Source organism: Streptomyces sp. NPDC041200, from assembly GCF_055591805.1.
In genome coordinates, this window is record NZ_JBVIZF010000003.1 from 281,141 (window position 1) to 296,984 (window position 15,844).

Genomic DNA, 15,844 nt, shown 5'->3' on the forward strand with positions numbered 1-15,844 from the left:
CGCCCGAGGGCCCCATGCCGCATACCGGCCACTTGGCCGAAAATTTGCCATGTGCAAGCAGTTCCTTGGGCTTACATAGACGCTACATAGGCAAGCCTCAACTAAGTTAGGCCCGCCTTACCCTCTGAACCGCGTCTGGAGCCGCCCGCATGCGAGCCGCCCGCACCTCCGTCGTCGCCGCCATATCGGCGCTGACGACCCTCACCGCCGTCGCAGGCTGCGCCGAGAAGTCCGACGCCAAGGGCTCCGGTGCCGTCCAGGTCACGGCGTCGGACAGCGCGTGCGAGGTCTCGAAAACCTCGTTCCCGGCCGGGCACGTGAAGCTCGCCGTGGAGAACAAGGGCTCCAAGGTCACCGAGGTCTACGTCTACGCCCCCGGCGACCGGATCGTCACCGAGCGGGAGAACATCGGGCCGGGCACCAAGGCCGTGGTCAACGCCGAGGTGAAGACCGGTTCGTACGAGATCGCCTGCAAGCCCGGGATGAAGGGCCACGGCATCCGCCAGAAGGTGTCCGCGACCGGCAAGGGCGCGGCGGCCGACCGGAATCCGCGGCTGGACAAGGCGGTGGCCGGCTACCGCGCGTACGCACAGGCGCAGGCCGACGAGACGCTGCCGAAGGTCCAGGCGTTCGCCGACGCGGTCAAGAAGGACGATCTGGAGGCCGCCAAGAAGGCGTACGCGCCCTCCCGCGTCGGCTGGGAGCGCACCGAGCCGGTCGCCGAGTCGTTCGGGGACATCGACCCGAAGGTCGACGTCCGCGCGGACGGGCTGGAGAAGGGGCAGAAGTGGACCGGCTGGCACCGGCTGGAGAAGTCGCTGTGGCAGACGAAGAAGATCACCCAGGCCGACCATGACCTCGCCGATCAGCTGATCACGGACCTCAAGGACTGGCAGAAGCGGGTCGGCACGGCCGAGATCACCCCCACCGGCATGGCGAACGGCGCCAAGGAGCTGCTGGACGAGGTGCAGACCGGCAAGGTCACCGGCGAGGAGGAGCGCTACAGCCACACCGACCTGGTGGACTTCGAGGCCAACGTCGAGGGCGCCGAGACCTCGTACAAGCTGCTCAAGCCGGTGGCCGCGAAGAACGACCCGGCGCTGGCCAAGGAGCTGGACAAGCAGTTCGCCGCGGTGAAGAAGCAGCTGGACGCGTACCGCGAGGGCGATGGCTTCGTGTCGTACGACACTGTCTCGGAGACGAAGCGCAAGGAGCTGTCGGACGGGGTCAACGCGCTGGCCGAGCCGCTGTCCAAGCTCGCCGCCGCCGTCGTCTCGAAGTGAGGGGCGGGTCATGACCGACGCATCCCCCTCGCGCCGCGCCCTCATCGGCTGGGGCGGTGCCGGGCTCGCGCTCGGCGCCGCGGCCGCGGGCGGCACGGCCGCCGCGCTCACCGGCGACGACGGCAGCGGGCCGGTGGCCGACAACGGCGGCGCCGTCCCCTTCCACGGCGCCCACCAGGCGGGCATCGCCACCGCCGTCCAGGACCGGCTGCACTTCGCGGCGTTCGACGTCACCACCGACGACCGCGCCGAACTCATCGCCCTGCTCAAGGAATGGACGCGGGCGGCAGCCCGGATGACGCAGGGGCACGCGGTCGGCGACGGCGCCGTCAGCGACCTCGTCGAGGCGCCGCCGGACGACACCGGCGAGGCGCTGGGCCTCAAGCCCTCCCGGCTGACCCTCACCTTCGGCGTCGGGCCCACCCTCTTCGAGGACCAGAAGGGGAAGGACCGGTTCGGGCTCGCGGGGCGCCGCCCCGAGGCGCTGATCGACCTGCCCGCCTTCCCCGGCGACGACCTCGACGCGGCGCGCAGCGGCGGCGACCTGTGCGTCCAGGCGTGCGCCGACGACCCGCAGGTGGCCGTGCACGCGATCCGCAACCTGGCCCGCATCGGCATGGGCAAGGTCGCGGTCCGCTGGTCGCAGCTGGGCTTCGGCAAGACGTCCTCGACCACCCCGGACGCGCAGACACCGCGCAACATGATGGGCTTCAAGGACGGCACCCGGAACATCCCCGGCACCGACGCCGCCGCCCTGAAGCGGCATGTGTGGGTCAGCGAGAAGGCGGGCCCGGCGTGGCTGGCCGGGGGCTCGTACCTGGTGGCGCGCCGCATCCGCATGCACATCGAGACCTGGGACCGCACCTCCCTCAAGGAGCAGGAGGACGTGTTCGGGCGGGACAAGGGCGAGGGCGCGCCGTACGGCAAACAGCACGAGCGCGATACGCCCAACCTGAAGGCGATGCTGCCCGACGCGCACGTCCGCCTCGCCCACCCCGACTCCAACGGCGGCGTCCGCATCCTGCGCCGCGGCTACTCCTTCACCGACGGTACGGACGGTCTGGGGCGGCTGGACGCGGGGCTGTTCTTCCTCGCGTACCAGCACGACGTGCGCGAGGGCTTCGTACCGCTGCAGCGGCGGCTGGCGCGCACCGACGCGCTCAACGAGTACATCCAGCACGTGGGTTCGGCGCTGTTCGCCATCCCGCCGGGCGTCCGGGACGCGGACGACTGGTGGGGCCGGGCGCTGTTCACCTGACCTCCCACAGCACACAGGGACAGAGAACGAGAGGAAGGCGAACCCCGTGTTCGGCAACTACCTGATCGGGCTGCGCGAAGGGCTCGAAGCCAGCCTGATCGTGTGCATCCTGGTCGCCTACCTGGTCAAGACCGACCGCCGGGGCGCGCTGCGGCCGGTGTGGCTGGGCATCGGCGCGGCGGTCGCGCTGGCGCTGTCCTTCGGCGCGGTACTGGAGTTCGGTACGCAGGAGCTGACGTTCGAGGCGCAGGAGGCGCTGGGCGGCTCGCTGTCCATCATCGCGGTCGGCCTGGTGACCTGGATGGTGTTCTGGATGCGGCGCACCGCCCGCCACCTGAAGCACGAGCTGCACGGGCGGCTGGACGCGGCGCTCGCCATGGGCACCGGAGCGCTGGTGGCCACGGCGTTCCTGGCGGTGGGCCGGGAGGGCCTGGAGACCGCGCTGTTCGTGTGGGCCGCGGTGCGGTCGAGCAACGACGGCTCGGCGGACCCGCTGGTCGGGGTGGCCCTGGGGCTGCTGACCGCGGTGGTGCTGGGCTGGCTGTTCTACCGCGGCGCGCTGCGGATCAACCTGGCGAAGTTCTTCACCTGGACGGGCGGCATGCTGGTCGTGGTGGCGGCGGGCGTCCTCGCGTACGGCTTCCACGACCTCCAGGAGGCGAACTGGCTTCCGGGGCTCCACTCCCAGGCGTTCGACATCAGCGCCACGATCTCGCCGGACACCTGGTACGGCACCCTGCTCAAGGGCGTTTTCAACTTCCAGCCGGATCCCACCTGGCTCCAGGTCACAGTGTGGCTGCTCTATCTGGTCCCCACGCTGACCTTCTTCTTCACCCCGGGTAGGGTGGCGCCGTCCGACGCAGCCCCGAAGGAGCCGCAGCCCCATGACACGCAGGTCATCCCGCCGGCCGTCCATCCTTCCGACCGCAGCGGCGGTGCTGGCGCTGGGGATGACACTGACGGGTTGCATGACGGTGCACGGCGAGCGGGAGAACATCCCGTCGGTGGACAAGGCTGAGGCCGCCGAGGCGCTCCGCGACTTCACCGCCACGTACAACAAGGCGTACCAGGAGCTGGATCCGTCGGTGGTGAGCCAGGTGGAGACCGGCCCGCTGAAGGCGATCAGCACGGCCGACCTGAAGGCACAGCACGCCAACTCCCCGCAGGGCAACCCGAACTACCCGGCACTGAAGCTGTCCGACGCGAACTTCCACATCCCCCGGCAGATCGGGTGGCCGAAGTTCTTCGTGGCGGACACCGACAGCAACCGGGACGGCAACCGGTGGCTGGTGGTCTTCATCCGGGACGGCATCGATGAGCCGTGGAAGGCCGCGTACCTGTCGATCCTCAGCCAGGACGAGGTACCGGACTTCGCGACCGACAAGGACGGCTGGGCCAAGCCGGTCAAGGCCGCGGGCGCGGCGCCCCGGCTCGCCGTCCGGCCGGACAAGCTGAGCGGCGCGTACGCCGACTACCTGATGACGGGCGAGGGCGGCACCTTCGCGGACGGCCAGGCGACGTCGGGGCTGCGGGACTCGCGGAGCAAGTTCAAGAAGACGCCGAAGTTCTGGACGCAGTACATCGACACCCCGGCGTCCGGCGGCGGCTCCGAGGCCCCGGTGGGCCTGCGGACGGAGGACGGCGGCGCGGTGGTCTTCTTCACCTCGCACCACCGGCAGAAGCAGACCATGGCGAAGGGTTTCCGGCCCAACCCGGATGCGCAGGTCAAGGCGCTGATGACGGGCGAGGCGAAGCGGGCGGTGACGCTGACCCGGGTCGCCGAGTCGGCCGTCCGCGTCCCCGCGAAGGACGCGGCCGACCCGAAGGTGGTCTTCCTGAACCGTCTGGAAGGCGTCACAGCGGCGAAGGGCGAGTGACGCCGACCGCTAGCGCCCTATCGGCCACGCCGCGGACTCGTGCTCGTCGTCCTCCTCCGCGGCGAAGCGGGCGCAGGCGTCCGTGAGCGCCTCCAGCAGCGTCAGCGGATCCGGCAACGGCCGCTCCGGCCCGAGGAGCCAGGCCACCCGCCCGTCCCCCGGCAGCCGCGCGGGCGGCACCAGCACATAGCTCCCGCGGCAATGCCACCGCAGCCCCGGGTGCTCGTCCATCGTCTCGGGGTGGCAGTCCAGCTCACACGGCCACCACTCGTCCTCGTCATCCGGCGTCCCGCGCGTCGCCGTGAAGAACAGCATCCGCCCCTGCCGCACGTCCCCGCCGCTCGTCGCGACCGGCCCGACCTCCACCTCCGAGGCCCCCAGCCGCTCCAGGGCCTGCCGCCCCGCGTCGATCGGTACGTCGAGCACATCGTGGACATGGCCGGTGGCGGTGATGAAGTTGGCCTGCGGATCGGTGCGCAGCCAGTGGGCGACCTTGTCGGGGTCGGTCGATGCCTGGGTCGACCAGGCGAAGGAGACGGGGTGCCGGGCGGGGGTCGGGCAGCCGATGCGGTCGCAGGAACAGCCGTAGCCGGAGGGGTACGCGGCGGGCGCGAGCGGGAATCCGGCGGCGGCCGCGGCCATGAGCAGGTCCTCGCGGGCGCTCGCGGCGACCGCTCCCGAGCCGCTATCGCCGCCCGTCGCGCTTCTCGGCCGGCGCAGCCACTGGGTGAACCTGCTCTTGCGTTCCATCTATCGCCTCGCTTCACCGCCGCGACCGGCGGTACCGCCGGTACCCGATCAATGCTGCCACCATCCTGAGCCCGAGGTGGCCGGTGTCCGCATCCGGGGTGACGCCGGGACCCACGTCCGGGTGTCGATATCAGGACATAACCGAACGAGCGCCCCTAGCGTTCCCTTTATGATCACCAGGTATTTTCTGACCGGTGTGGCGGTCCTCACCCTTTCCATACCAGCGGTCTTCCTGGCAGACCCCACCGCCCGGCCGGCCGTCTCCCCGACCGCCCGCCCGCCGGTACGAGGCCTCGACGCGGGCCTCGGCACAGACCTCGGCACAGGCCTTGGCGATCATCCCGCCGCGCTGCCCGCGCCCCCGCGGATCATCTACACGGCCCATCGCGGCGGCGCCCTCGAAGTGCCCGAGAACAGCATGACCGGGCTGACCACCGCCCTGACCCGCAAGGACGCCCAGGTCCTCGACTTCGACATCCGCGCTCTGCGCGACGGCACGCTCGTCGTGATGCACGACGCGACGCTGGACCGTACGACGTCCCAGGCCGGGCCCGTGAACGCCCTCACCGCCGCCCAGTGGCGCACCGTACGCCTGCGCCCCGCCCGCGCCCTGCGCGGCACCTGGAAGCCCGAGCGGCCGCCGACGGTGGCCGAGGCGCTGGACCGGCTCGGCGGACGTACGACCCTGATGGTCGAGACGAAGGACCCGGCCGGACTGCCCGAGCTGGCCCGCATGATCCGCGACCGGGACCTGACGCGCTCGGTCTACGTGAACTCCAACCACCCGGACGTGGCCCGCGAGGCCCACCGGATGGGCCTGCTGGCCCAGCTGTGGCGGTCCGCCCGGCAGATGCGCCACGACCGGCCCGGCGACTGGCGCGGCGTCGTGGACCTGCTGGACGTCGACTACCGGGCCCGGGACGCGGACATACGGCGGGCCGTCGCCTCCGGCGTGCCCCATGTGTGGGCGCACACCGTCAACACCACGGGTCAGCGCGACCGGATGGTGCGGCTGGGGTGCGACGGGATCATCACGGACGCGCCGAGCCTGATGATCACCACCCCGGTGCGGGCGCGGGCGCTCAGCGGGGGCTGAGGCCGCGCAGTGCCATGCCGACCACGGCGTCCGCGTACGCATGGGTGAGCGGCAGTGTCCGCAGCAGCCAGCGGGCGGTGATCGGGCCGATCACCAGCTCCACGGCGATCCGCGGATCGAGGTCCGCCGCGACCTGCCCGGCCCGCTGGGCGGCGCGCAGCCGCTCGACGTAGAGCTGGGCCGACGGCTCCAGCACCCGGCTCGCGAACTCCGCGGCGATCTCCGGGTTGATGATGCCCTCGGCGGCCAGCGCCCGGTAGGGCAGGTCGTACGTGGGCGACAGCAGCTCGTCCACCGTCGCGCGCAGCACGCACCGGAGGTCGGCCTCCAGGTCCCCGGTGTCGGGGACCGCGTACGGATCCCCGCTCCCGGCCTCCCCCGCCTCCCGCGCGGCCCGCTCGCCGAGGGCGACGAACGCGTCCAGCAGGACGGCCGCCTTGGACGGCCACCAGCGGTAGATCGTCTGCTTGCCGACCCCGGCGCGGGCGGCGATGGCCTCGATGGTGAGCTTGGGATAGCCCGCTTCGGCGACGAGTTCGAGCGCGGCATCGAGGATCGCGCGGTGCGAACGTTCATTGCGGCGGGTCGCGTTGGGAGCCATGCACGTCAATGTAGCCGCCCCTTTTGGCCGGGCCCGGCTCGCGTCCGGGGCCGCGCGGGCCACCCCGTAGAATTCACGGAATGCACGCCCCGCACGCCGCCCCCACCGCCGAGACGCTGCGCGCCGCGCTCGCCGGGCTTCTCGACGGACTGCCGCCCCGCCAGGCGGCCCAGGCGGTCGACCGGCTGATCGCCAACTACCGGGGCCGCACCCCGACCGACGCGCCCGTTCTGCGGGACCGCTCCGATGTCGCCGCGTACGCCGCGTACCGGATGCCCGCGACCTTCGAGGCCGTGCGCGCCGCCCTCGACGCGCTGCGCGAGCGCGCCCCCGCGTGGGAGCCCGCCTCGCACCTCGACATCGGCGGCGGTACGGGCGCGGCCAGCTGGGCCGTGGCCGCCGCGTGGCCGGACGGGGGCCACAGCACCACCGTCCTGGACTGGGCCGAACCCGCCCTCGCCCTCGGCCGCGAGCTGGCCGGGCAGTCCCCCGCCGCCCCGCTGCGCGAGGCCCGCTGGCAGCGCCGCGCCCTCACCTCCGACCTCGCCCTGCCCGACGCGACGGACCTGGTCACCGTCTCCTACGTGCTGGGCGAACTCACCGCGCCCGACCGCCGCGCGGTCGTCGGCGAGGCGGCGCGGACGGCCCAGGCCGTGGTGCTCGTCGAGCCCGGCACCCCCGACGGCTACCTGCGCGTCCGCGAGGCCCGCGACCAGCTGGTATCGGCGGGCTTCCAGATCCTCGCCCCGTGCCCGCACAGTGACGCCTGCCCCATCGAACCGGGCGCCGACTGGTGCCACTTCGCGGCCCGGGTGAGCCGTTCGTCGCTGCACCGCCAGGTGAAGGGGGGCTCGCTGGGGTACGAGGACGAGAAGTTCGCGTACGTCGCGGCGACCCGCTTCCCCGCCCCGGCGGCGGACGGGACGGCTCGCGTCACCCGCCACCCCCAGACCCGCAAGGGCCAGGTGCTGCTGGACCTGTGCACCCCCGACGAGGGCCTCACCCGCCGCACCCTCACCAAGCGCCACGGCCCCCTCTACCGCGCCGCCCGCGACACCACGTGGGGCGACACCTGGCCGCCGCCCGAGCAGTGATTCAGCTCAGGGCGCGGGCCAGCGCGGTGGCCGCCGCCGCGCGGGGCGCGCTGTCGCCGGGGCGGCGGCGCGGGTGGACCGTATTGGCGAGCAGGATCAGATAGCAGCCCCGGGACCGGTCCAGCACCAGGCTGGTGCCCGTGAACCCGGTGTGCCCGGCCGCGCCGCCACCCGCCAACTCGCCCATGAACCAGGGCTGGTCGACCTCGAAGCCCAGCCCCGGGGCGGTCAGCATCAGGTCCACGGACGCGGGGAAAAGCACCGGCCCGCCGCCCGCCAGCAGCGCACGGCACAGCACGGCCAGGTCGGCCGCGGTGGAGAAGAGCCCGGCGTGGCCCGCGACACCGCCGAGCGCGTACGCGTTCTCGTCGTGCACCACGCCCCGCAGCATGCCCCGGTCGAGCTTGCCCCAGGGACGCCGCTGGTCCTCGGTCGCGGCGATGCGCGGCAGCCAGGCGCGGGGCGGGCGGAAGCGGGTGGACGCCATGGCCAGGGGGCCGGTGATCCGGTCGTGGACGAGGCCGTCCAGCGGGCGGCCGGTCACCCGCTCCAGGACCCGCTGGAGCAGCAGCAGGTTGAGGTCGGAGTAGCGGCGCGCGGTCCCCGGTGGGGTGCCGGGCGGCTCGGCGTACAGCCGCGCCCACCGGGCCTCGTCCCCCGCGCAGTCGTACAGCGGCAGCTCCGGGACCAGCCCCGAGCGGTGGGTGAGCAGCTGCCGCACCGTGATGCCGTACTCGGCGGCCGCGGTGCACTCGGGGGCGTACGAGGCGACCGGCGCGTCCAGCGCGATCTCCCCGCGCTCCAGCGAGCCCACCGCCACGATCGCGGTGAACAGCTTGGTCAGCGAGGCGAGGTCGAAGACGGTGTCGGCGCGCGCCGGGACCCATCGCGCGCGCGGCAGCTCACGGTCGTACGCGGCGTACCGCACGGCCCAGCCGAAGGCGCCCTCCGCCAGGGGCCCGGAGCCGGTCCCGGCCGTCACCACCGCGCCCGCGCACCAGGGGCGCTCCCCCTCGGGGAGCGCCTCCACGGTGCGCAGAAGGAGGCTCAGGCCACCGTCACGCTCTGCTTCGTGCGTCGCTGCCACGGGCGGCAGAGTCCCATGAAGCAGCCCATGGCGGCCAGCGCGCACACCAGCTGGACGACGGCCATCGGCACCGCCGTGGTCTCGCCCGCGATCCCCACCAGCGGCGAGGCCGTGGCCCCGAGCAGGAAGGTGGAGGTGCCGAGCAGCGCGGACGCGGAACCGGCGGCGTGCGGGGTGCGCATCAGCGCCGAGGCGTTGGTGTTGGGCATCGCCAGGCCCATCGACGACATCAGCACGAACAGGCAGGCCGCGACCGGTACGAGACCGACCTCGCCGAAGAGCCCGGCGGACAGGGCCAGCAGCGCGGTCGCCGCGAGCGTGATCATGGCCAGTCCCACGGCCAGCACCTTGTCCATGCTGACGCGGCCGACCAGGATCCGGCCGTTGACCTGGCCCATGCCGATGAGGCCGATCGAGTTGAGCCCGAAGAGCAGGCTGAACGTCTGCGGCGAGGCGCCGTAGATCTCCTGGACGACGAAGGACGAACCGGAGACATAGGCGAAGAGGGCGGCGAAGGCGAAGCTGCCCGCGAGCATGTAGCCGGTGAAGACGCGGTCGGCGAGCAGCCCGCGCATCGTACGGAGCGTCTCGCCGAGCCCGCCGTCGTGGCGGCGCTCGGGCGGCAGGGTCTCGCGCAGGAAGCGCCAGACGACGAGGGTGAGCAGCGCGCCGATCACGGTGAGGACGAGGAAGACGCCGCGCCAGTCGGTGAAGCGCAGGATCTGGCCGCCGATGACGGGGGCGGCGATGGGCGCGACGCCGGAGATCAGCATCAGGGTGGAGAAGAAGCGGGCCATCGCGATGCCGTCGTACAGGTCACGGACGACGGCGCGGGCGATCACGATCCCGGCCGACCCGGCGAGCCCCTGGAGCAGCCGGAAGCCGATGAGCATCTCGGCGGAGGGTGCGAAGGCGCAGATGGCGGTGGCGATGACGTAGATCACCATGCCGATGAGGAGGGGGCGGCGGCGGCCCCACTTGTCGCTCATCGGGCCGACGACGAGCTGACCGAGCGCCATGCCCATCAGGCAGGCGGTCAGGGTGAGCTGGGCGGTGGCGGCGGAGCTGTGGAGCGCGTCGGTGACCTCCGGCAGGGCCGGGAGGTACATGTCCATCGAGAGGGCGGGGAGAGCGGTGAGCCCACCGAGGACGAAGGTGACGAGGAGGCTCGCGCGGCGCTGCGCGGTCAGTGGAGCGGTGACCTGGGGCGCGGCGGCGGAGGAGGGAGAAGAAGAGAGTTCGGGTCTGTGGGCCCGGTCGGGAGCGGCGGCCGTGAGGCCGGGCTGCTGCATGCTGACCTTCCATGAGTCGTTGAATCGTTGTCTATGCTCTCAGCTGAATTGGAGTGCTCACGACCGAATAAGTCAGGGGCGAGGATGTCCGGACCGAAGAGCGAGCCCGTGCGGTGGGGGATCCTGGCGACCGGCGGCATCGCCGCATCGTTCACGAAAGATCTGCTGGAGATGGAAGACGCGCAGGTCATGGCGGTGGGCTCACGCAGCCCCGAGGGCGCTAAGCGGTTCGCGGAACGGTTCGGGATACCCCGCTCCTACGGCAGCTGGGCGGAGCTGGCCGCCGACGACGAACTCGACGTGATATACGTCGCTACCCCGCACGCGGCCCACCGCGCCGCGGCCGGTCTGTGCCTGGAGGCGGGCCGGTCGGTGCTGTGCGAGAAAGCGTTCACCCTCACCGCGCGCGAGGCGGACGAGCTGGTCGGCCTCGCCCGGACCCACGACCGCTTCCTGATGGAGGCGATGTGGACGTACTGCGATCCGGTCATCCGGCGCATGACCGACCTCATCCAGGACGGCGCCATCGGCGAGATCCGCGCGGTCCACGCGGACTTCGGCCTCCCCGGCCCCTTCGAACCCGCCCACCGCCTCCGCGACCCGGCCCAGGGCGGCGGCGCCCTGCTCGACCTCGGGGTGTACCCGGTGTCCTTCGCCCAGCTCCTGCTGGGCGAACCGTCCAGCGTCCAGGCCCACGCCGAGCTGTCCCCCGAGGGCGTGGACGTGAACACGGGCCTGCTGCTGGGCTGGGACACCGGCGCGGTGGCCCTGCTCAGCTGCTCGATCACCGCCGATACGCCCATGACGGCCGCGGTGACGGGCTCGGCGGGCCGCATCGAGATCCCCCGCGGCTTCTTCCATCCCGACCACTTCGTCCTCCACCGCCCGGACCGCGCCCCTGAGGAGTTCACGGCACCCGACGGCCTGCATGCCTACCAGCGCGAGGCGGCCGAGGTGATGCGCTGCCTGCGCGCCGGCGAACGCGAATCCCCCCTGGTCCCCCTGTCGGGCACCCTCGCGGTCATGCGCACCCTGGACAGGGCCCGAGCGGAGATCGGCGTCCGCTACCCCGGCGAGGGCTAGTGTCGGCTGAGCCCGCGGCGCCCGGATCGCGGCGCCGCGGGCCATCACCGGTCAGACCTGCTGAAGCCCAGGGTTTCCGGCTTCGCTGACGAACGACGCCGCTGTGGTGAGGGGCGCGCCCGGGGTCGTGACCGCGGAGACCGTCTTGTAGTCGGCCCGCGCCTGGTCGCCGTCCAGCTGGACCGTCACATAGCCGCGGCGCCCGTTGTAGAACTTCATGTGCGGGTTGGCGGCCATGTAGGTGGACCAGTTGGCGGGCTTGTCGGCGCCGTCCTTGCCGCTGGTGACCGACGTGCCGACGAACTCGACGCCCAGGGTCTGGGACGACGGGTTGTTGAAGTCCTTCTTGATGTCGAAGGCGTAGTGGACGTGGACGTCGCCGGTCAGGACGACGAAGTTCTCGATGCCCGCCTGCTCGACACCGGCCATGATGCGCTCCCGGGAGGCGGGGTAGCCGTCCCAGGAGTCCATGGAGAGCTTGGAGCGGTCGGCGGTGGTGTTCTTCCGCTGCGAGAAGGTGACCTGCTGCGGGAGGACGTTCCAGGTGGCGGTGGAGCGCTGGAAGCCGTCGAGCAGCCAGCGCTCCTGGGTGGCGCCGGTGAGGGTGCGGGACGGGTCCTCGGACTCGGGTCCCGGGTACTGCCAGCCGTCGCCGTAGGCCTGGTTGGAGCGGTACTGGCGGGTGTCGAGGATGTCGAACTGGGCCAGGCGGCCGTAGTGGAAGCGCCGGTAGAGCCGCATGTCGGGGCCGTCGGGCTGCTGCGGCATGCGCAGCGGCATGTTCTCCCAGTACGCCCGGTAGGCGGCGGCCCGGCGGATGAGGAACTCCTCGGGCGGGTCGTCGTTGTCGTCGATGTCGCCCGCGTAGTTGTTCTCGGTCTCGTGGTCGTCCCAGGTGACGAACCAGGGGAAGGCGGCGTGGGCGGCCTGGAGGTCCGGGTCGCACTTGTAGAGGGCGTAGCGCAGCCGGTAGTCCCCGAGGGTCATGGTCTCGGTGTTGAAGTGCGCGGGGAGGGTGCGGTCGGTGTAGTTACGGGCGCCGCCGACCGCGCTGACGGCGTACTCGTACTGGTAGTCGCCGACGTGGAAGACGGCGTCCAGGTCCTCGGTCGCGAGGTGCTTCAGGGCCGTGTAGTAGCCGTCGTGGTACGCCTGGCAGGACACCAGGCCGAAGCTCATGTCACGGACCCGGGCGCCGTACGACGGGGTGGTGCGGGTGCGGCCGACGGGGCTGGTCCACTTGCCCGCGCGGAAGCGGTACCAGTAGACGCGGTCGGGGTCGAGGCCCTTGGCGTCCACGTGCACGGTGTAGTTGAACTCGGCGTGTGCGGTGGCGGTTCCGCGCCGGACCACCCGGTGGAAGTGCTCGTCGCGGGCGATCTGCCACTCGACCTTGACGGCGCCTTCCTCGGGCAGTCCGTTGCCCGGCTCGTAGGCGCGGGGCGCGAGTCTGGTCCACAGCACGACGGCATCGGGCAGTGGATCGCCGGATGCCACGCCGAGCGTGAAGGGGTTTTCGGTGAGCGCGTCCGTACGAACCTGCGCGGCCTGGGCGCTGGGCAGGTTGGTGGAGAAGGCCAGTGCGGCGGCTGCTCCGGTGACGGTGAGGAAGCGGCGGCGGCCCAGGTGTGCTGCCGCGGCTCGTATCGCCTGCTGATGTGCGGCGTGTGCCATGTGCTCTCCCCTGGCTCGTGACGTCAGAGGAATTGGAGTGTCGAGGGGAGGCCGCACGCTTGCCTATACACGACGCACACATGTCGGCTGGGTGAGGTCCGTTTCCGGATAGGGCGTTTACCGTCATATACCTTGCGCGAGAAGGGATGTGACGTGGCGTACGCTCCGGCCCCATGAACCCAAGCGATGGTGTGCCGGTGGTGTCGAAGGTCGCCGTGGTGACGGGCGCGGGCTCCGGGATCGGCCGGGCGGTGGCGCTCGAACTCTGCGAGGCGGGCTGGTCGGTGGTGCTCGCGGGGCGCCGCGAGGAGACCCTGGCGGAGACGGCGCGACGGGCGGGCGAGGGCCCCTCGCTCCTCGCCGTGCCGACGGATGTGAGCAGGCCGGAGCGGGTGGAAGCGCTCTTCGCGGCCGTACGGGACCGCTTCGGCCGGCTCGATCTGCTGTTCAACAACGCGGGCAGCTTCGGCCCGCGCGGGGTGCCGGTGGAGGACCTGGGCCACGAGGACTGGCAGGCGGTCGTGGACACCAATCTGACGGGCGCGTTCCTGTGCGCGCAGGGCGCCTTCCGGCTGATGCGTGATCAGGATCCGCAGGGCGGACGGATCATTAATAATGGCTCGATTTCCGCCCATGCTCCGCGTCCGCACAGCGTCGCGTACACGGCGACCAAGCATGCGCTGACCGGGCTGACCAAGTCGCTGTCGCTGGACGGGCGGGTGTACTCCATCGCCTGTGGACAGATCGACATCGGCAACGCGGAGACGGAGATGACCGGGCAGATGAAGGCCGGTGTACTCCAGGCGAACGGGGAGGTGGTGGCCGAGCCGGTGATGGACGTGGCGGATGTCGCACGTACCGTGCGGCATATGGCGTCGCTGCCCCTGGAGGCGAATGTGCAGTTCGCGACGGTGCTGGCGACGGCGATGCCGTACATCGGTCGCGGCTGACGGGCGGTGGGTCGTCACCGATCGTAGATAACCCCCGGCCCGATCGAATAATGTGACCGAGCGGAAATTCACCCCAAGAGATCAGCCCCGCCCGCAGATCCGACCGCCCCACGATCGAAGAAGACCGCATTGCGTTCCTTTCCGCTCACTCTGGTCGCCCGGCTGCTGCCCGTCGCCGTCCTCGCCGTCGCAGGCGTGGCCATGACCTCCCCTGCCGACCCGGACGACGCGCGCCCTCAAGCGGCCGACGCCTCCCCGACCCCGTCCGCCGCCGACCAGGACGGCCCCCCGGAGGGCGGCGACCCGGACGGGGGCGGGTCCGGGATCTCCCCGGACGGGGGCGGAGGCGGCGCGAGTACGGCGGGGCGCTACTCCAAGCCGCCGACCGACGCCTGCGGCGCGCTCCCGGCCGCCACCGTCAAGAAGCTGGTGCCGGGGGCGAAGACCAGCGGCGACGCGATGAAGAGCAGCGATCTCTCCCGCCGTTCGGGCTGCTCCTGGCACGCGCTGGAGGGCTTCGACTACCGCTGGCTGGACATCAGCTTCGACGTCACCGGCCGGGCGCCCGGGGGCTCCGGCGACCCGGTGTCCGGCCTCGGCGACAAGGCGACCGTGAGCGACAAGCTCACCAGCGACGACGACCAGCAGGTGCGCGAGGCGGTGGTCACCGTCCGCAAGGACAACGCGACCATCGTCGCCACCTACAACGGCGGCGACTTCGAGAGCCACAAGGCCCCTTCGTCCAAGGTGGTACGCGACGGAGCGATCAGCGCTGCGAAGAGTGCTCTCTCCGCCCTCGACGAATGACCGTTTTCGCGTATGTCGATGAACATGCGCTGTGTTTCGACAGGACGCTTCGGCGACTGGTTACGATCACCGCACCGTAACCAACCTCTGGAGTACCACCGTGTCCGAACCACGCCTGGGCGTCGCCATCCTGACCATGGGCAACCGGCCCAGAGAGGTGGCCGCCCTGCTGGAGTCGGTCGCGAAACAGGACGTACCGCCCACCCGTGTGGTCGTCGTGGGCAACGGATCCCCGCTGCCCGAGATGCCGGACGGCGTGACCGCGGTCGAACTGGACGAGAACCTCGGCGTCTCCGGCGGCCGCAACGTCGCCTGGCGGCGGCTGCGCGCCTTCGGTGACGTCGACGTCGTCATCGACCTCGACGACGACGGACTGCTCGTCGACGCCGATGTCTTCCGTACCGTGCGCGACCTGTACGCGGACGACCCGAGCCTGGGCATCGTCAGCTTCCGCATCGCCGACGAGCTGGGCGAGACCCAGCGCCGCCACGTCCCCCGGCTCCGGGCGGGCGACCCGATGCGCGGCGGCGAGGTGACCACCTTCCTCGGCGGCGGACACGCCCTTTCCGTGCCGATGCTGGACCAGGTCGGCGGCTGGCCGGACGAGTTCTTCTTCACCCACGAGGAGACCGACCTCGCCTGGCGGGCGCTCGACGCCGGGTGGAAGGTGCTGTACGCCCCCGAACTGCTGCTCCAGCACCCCCGCACCTCCCCCGCCCGGCACGCGGTCTATCACCGGATGACCGCCCGCAACCGCGTCTGGCTGGCCCGCCGCCACCTTCCGCTGCCCCTGGTCCCCGTCTACCTCGGTACGTGGACGCTGCTCACCCTCGCCCGCACCCGCGCCCTCGACGGGCTGCGGGCCTGGGCGGGCGGCTTCGTGGAGGGCGTCCGCACCCCGTGCGGCACCCGGCGGCCGATGCGGTGGCGCACGGTGTGGCGGATGACCAGGCTGGGCCGCCCGCCGGTGATCTGACCCCCGCGATACCCGG

The 15,844-nt window shown here is 71.8% G+C and carries 15 protein-coding genes; 10 read left to right on the top strand and 5 right to left on the bottom strand.

Translation table 11 applies throughout. The features are described from left to right. Positions 1-149 precede the first annotated feature (149 nt). The 4 genes from efeO to ACZ6CL_RS10915 are packed head-to-tail and all read left to right on the top strand — an operon-like array spanning position 150 to position 4,418. Entirely contained in the window at positions 150-1,283 is a 1,134-nt protein-coding gene (efeO, locus tag ACZ6CL_RS10900; protein WP_468933985.1) for an iron uptake system protein EfeO, read from the top strand. Positions 1,284-1,293: 10 nt separating this feature from the next. After that, positions 1,294-2,541 carry an iron uptake transporter deferrochelatase/peroxidase subunit gene (gene efeB / locus ACZ6CL_RS10905; protein WP_468933988.1) on the top strand — a complete coding sequence of 416 codons (1,248 nt, stop codon included), beginning with the start codon at positions 1,294-1,296 and terminating at the stop codon, positions 2,539-2,541. Between the two features lie 46 nt (positions 2,542-2,587). Next, positions 2,588-3,559, top strand: coding sequence for an iron uptake transporter permease EfeU (efeU, locus tag ACZ6CL_RS10910; RefSeq protein ID WP_468933991.1), 972 nt, complete (start codon positions 2,588-2,590; stop codon positions 3,557-3,559). After that, positions 3,492-4,418 (top strand): SCO2278 family lipoprotein, encoded by a 927-nt coding sequence (locus ACZ6CL_RS10915; RefSeq protein ID WP_468935196.1) that lies wholly within the window; start codon positions 3,492-3,494, stop codon positions 4,416-4,418. The genes efeU and ACZ6CL_RS10915 overlap by 68 nt, the downstream gene beginning before the upstream one ends. A 9-nt stretch (positions 4,419-4,427) precedes the next feature. Here the strand turns inward: ACZ6CL_RS10915 and ACZ6CL_RS10920 are convergent, their stop codons facing one another. Further along, positions 4,428-5,168, bottom strand: coding sequence for a bifunctional DNA primase/polymerase (locus ACZ6CL_RS10920; RefSeq protein ID WP_468933994.1), 741 nt, complete (start codon positions 5,166-5,168; stop codon positions 4,428-4,430). 169 nt (positions 5,169-5,337) lie between these two features. Here ACZ6CL_RS10920 and ACZ6CL_RS10925 point away from each other — a divergent pair, with 169 nt between their 5' ends. Continuing rightward, complete coding sequence (locus ACZ6CL_RS10925) at positions 5,338-6,264, top strand: glycerophosphodiester phosphodiesterase (RefSeq protein ID WP_468933997.1); 927 nt, start codon at positions 5,338-5,340, stop codon at positions 6,262-6,264. On the opposite strand, the gene ACZ6CL_RS10930 is transcribed toward ACZ6CL_RS10925, so the two are convergent. Beyond that, positions 6,251-6,865 carry a TetR/AcrR family transcriptional regulator gene (locus ACZ6CL_RS10930; RefSeq protein WP_468933999.1) on the bottom strand — a complete coding sequence of 205 codons (615 nt, stop codon included), beginning with the start codon at positions 6,863-6,865 and terminating at the stop codon, positions 6,251-6,253. The two genes, ACZ6CL_RS10925 and ACZ6CL_RS10930, sit on opposite strands and share 14 nt — an antisense overlap. 80 nt (positions 6,866-6,945) lie before the next feature. Between ACZ6CL_RS10930 and ACZ6CL_RS10935 the strand changes: the two genes are divergently transcribed. Continuing rightward, positions 6,946-7,959 carry a small ribosomal subunit Rsm22 family protein gene (locus ACZ6CL_RS10935; protein WP_468934001.1) on the top strand — a complete coding sequence of 338 codons (1,014 nt, stop codon included), beginning with the start codon at positions 6,946-6,948 and terminating at the stop codon, positions 7,957-7,959. Between the two features lies 1 nt (position 7,960). On the opposite strand, the gene ACZ6CL_RS10940 is transcribed toward ACZ6CL_RS10935, so the two are convergent. Both ACZ6CL_RS10940 and ACZ6CL_RS10945 read right to left on the bottom strand, forming a co-directional pair. Beyond that, positions 7,961-9,046: a serine hydrolase domain-containing protein gene (locus ACZ6CL_RS10940; protein WP_468934004.1), complete on the bottom strand. Its 1,086-nt coding sequence runs from the start codon at positions 9,044-9,046 to the stop codon at positions 7,961-7,963. Beyond that, positions 9,007-10,338 carry a multidrug effflux MFS transporter gene (locus ACZ6CL_RS10945; RefSeq protein ID WP_468934007.1) on the bottom strand — a complete coding sequence of 444 codons (1,332 nt, stop codon included), beginning with the start codon at positions 10,336-10,338 and terminating at the stop codon, positions 9,007-9,009. Before ACZ6CL_RS10945 ends, ACZ6CL_RS10940 begins: the two co-directional genes overlap by 40 nt. A gap of 84 nt (positions 10,339-10,422) precedes the next feature. Here ACZ6CL_RS10945 and ACZ6CL_RS10950 point away from each other — a divergent pair, with 84 nt between their 5' ends. After that, positions 10,423-11,421: a Gfo/Idh/MocA family protein gene (locus ACZ6CL_RS10950; RefSeq protein ID WP_468934010.1), complete on the top strand. Its 999-nt coding sequence runs from the start codon at positions 10,423-10,425 to the stop codon at positions 11,419-11,421. Between the two features lie 51 nt (positions 11,422-11,472). On the opposite strand, the gene ACZ6CL_RS10955 is transcribed toward ACZ6CL_RS10950, so the two are convergent. Beyond that, positions 11,473-13,095, bottom strand: a complete 1,623-nt coding sequence (locus ACZ6CL_RS10955; protein WP_468934013.1) for an alkaline phosphatase D family protein — start codon at positions 13,093-13,095, stop codon at positions 11,473-11,475. A 173-nt stretch (positions 13,096-13,268) separates the two neighbouring features. On the opposite strand from ACZ6CL_RS10955, the gene ACZ6CL_RS10960 reads away from it, so the two are divergent. The 3 genes from ACZ6CL_RS10960 (at position 13,269) to ACZ6CL_RS10970 (ending at position 15,828) form a co-directional block, all read left to right on the top strand. Beyond that, positions 13,269-14,045 (top strand): SDR family oxidoreductase, encoded by a 777-nt coding sequence (locus ACZ6CL_RS10960; RefSeq protein WP_468934015.1) that lies wholly within the window; start codon positions 13,269-13,271, stop codon positions 14,043-14,045. Positions 14,046-14,174: 129 nt separating this feature from the next. Continuing rightward, on the top strand, positions 14,175-14,852 hold the full coding sequence (locus ACZ6CL_RS10965) for a hypothetical protein (protein WP_468934018.1): 678 nt from the start codon (positions 14,175-14,177) through the stop codon (positions 14,850-14,852). A 100-nt stretch (positions 14,853-14,952) separates the two neighbouring features. Continuing rightward, positions 14,953-15,828, top strand: a complete 876-nt coding sequence (locus ACZ6CL_RS10970) for a glycosyltransferase family 2 protein (protein ID WP_468934021.1) — start codon at positions 14,953-14,955, stop codon at positions 15,826-15,828. Positions 15,829-15,844: the final 16 nt, after the last annotated feature.